Below are 1,772 nucleotides of genomic sequence, written 5' to 3' on the forward strand. Positions count from 1 at the left end.
CGGCGGCGGGGAGGCGCCGCAGCTCATCGCGTTCGCCAGCCTCTCGATGCCCCCCAAGGCGCTTCGCCAGCTTATCGAGGACACGGCGAGGGCAGGGGGCGTCGTCGTTTTCCGCGGCTTTCCGAACAATTCGATGAAGGAGTTCTCGCAGGCTCTGGGCAAGATCGTCGACCGGGAGGACGATTTCGCCAACATCGGCATCGACCCGAGACTGTTCCGCGCCTTCGACGTACAGGCGGTGCCGACCTACGTCGCGGTCTCATCGGATTTCGACCTTTGCGCCGGCTTTTCATGCCGAACCAAGGTCCCGCCTCACGACCGGATGATCGGCAATGTGACCGTCGAATATGCGCTGTCGTCGTTCGCCGAGGGCAACGGTCCGGGCGCGCGCGTGGCGGCGGTGGGTCTCTCCAATCTAAGGAGAGCGTTGCCGTGAGCGTCCGCTTCTCGCTGATGCTGCTTATCGCGGGTCTTGCCGCCGCCTCCCCCGCTTCTGCCCAGATGTCGGTCGAGGAGGCCCGCCAGGAAGGGCGCTCGCTCGCCAATGAGAAACGGCAGGATACGACGCTGGTGCCGACCGACAATGCCCGCGCGGAAGCGGTGCCGGGCTATGGCGGCACGGCGCTGCCGCAAGGCGCCTATTTCGACGATCCGGAAAGAATGGAAGCGGAAGCCGCGGCGACAAAGGCGTCGAACGAGCAGTATCGCATCACCACGGACGCGGACCGGACACGGCCGACGTTCAGCAATTCCGAGATCCTCGAGACAACCGCTCGCGCCACGACCGTCGAGAATGATCCATCGGCCTACCTCGCCGGGGAGAGCATGGGGGGCAGCTCCGGCTCGTGCGTCCCGCTCCCGCCGGGCTCAGGATCTGAGGGCTATTACGAGGCGACCTGCAACAGCGGCACCAAGGTCGAGGACAGGCCCGAGACCTGCACCATCCGCATGGTGCCCGAGGTGCAAACCGTCGATAGCTACAAATACTATGTGGTGCCCGACAGCGCATATGGAACCCCGTTCGCGCGCTATGCCGCCATTGCCCCTCATATTTCCTCAGGAGTCTGCAAGCCGACAGGCGTTCGGAAACAGGCCTGCGCTGCCCATCGCGACTATGGCTGGCCCTGGCCTGACAACAAATATTGCGATGATTATTATGCGACGGAATATGAATGCACGGCGGATTTGCCGGTCGCGCTCAGCGTCAGCCCGCTCACCGGGGCGTCGTGGCATGCAAAGGGCAGCACGAGCACTGTCGTAACAAGAAGGGTCGACAGCTGCGGCAGTCTTGCCGGCGATGAGATGTGTTCGTTGCAGCCTGGCGGGGATGTTTGCACGGAAGGACCTGAAACGCGGATCATCGACGGCGTTCCGGTGACGCAAGCCTGCTGGGCGTGGAAACGCGACTATGTGTGTCATCGCTTCACGCCGGCAAACGATTGCGGCGATCTAGAAGCGAACGGAAGCTGCTCCTTTCTGCGCACCGAATGCCTCGACGAGGAGCGGGATGGCGCCTGCAAGGTTGAGGAGCGGGTCTACCGCTGCCCGACACCCGGCAGCGCGGTGACCGATGCACCGCAATATATCTGCGGAGACGACGTCTATTGCATCAATGGCGACTGCGAGCCGATCGTGCGCGAGGCGTCGACCGAGTTCAAGGATGCGCTGGTCGCTCTTCACTCCATCGACCAGGCCGGCAAGGAGTTCGACGAGAACAACTTCACGGTTTTCCAGGGCACGCGAGAGACCTGCCACAAGCCGGTATTCGGGCT

The 1,772-nt window shown here is 63.3% G+C and carries 2 protein-coding genes; both read left to right on the top strand.

Annotated elements, in window-relative coordinates; all coding sequences use genetic code 11:
- Positions 1-436, top strand: a 436-nt coding sequence (gene trbC, locus RLDS_RS29365) for a type-F conjugative transfer system pilin assembly protein TrbC (protein ID WP_021224256.1), incomplete at its 5' end; no start/stop codon positions are given.
- Positions 433-1,772, top strand: a 1,340-nt coding sequence (traN, locus tag RLDS_RS29370) for a conjugal transfer protein TraN (RefSeq protein WP_021224257.1), incomplete at its 3' end; no start/stop codon positions are given. The genes trbC and traN, both read left to right, overlap by 4 nt.

This window comes from Sphingobium lactosutens DS20 (assembly GCF_000445105.1).
Taxonomy (GTDB): domain Bacteria; phylum Pseudomonadota; class Alphaproteobacteria; order Sphingomonadales; family Sphingomonadaceae; genus Sphingobium; species Sphingobium lactosutens.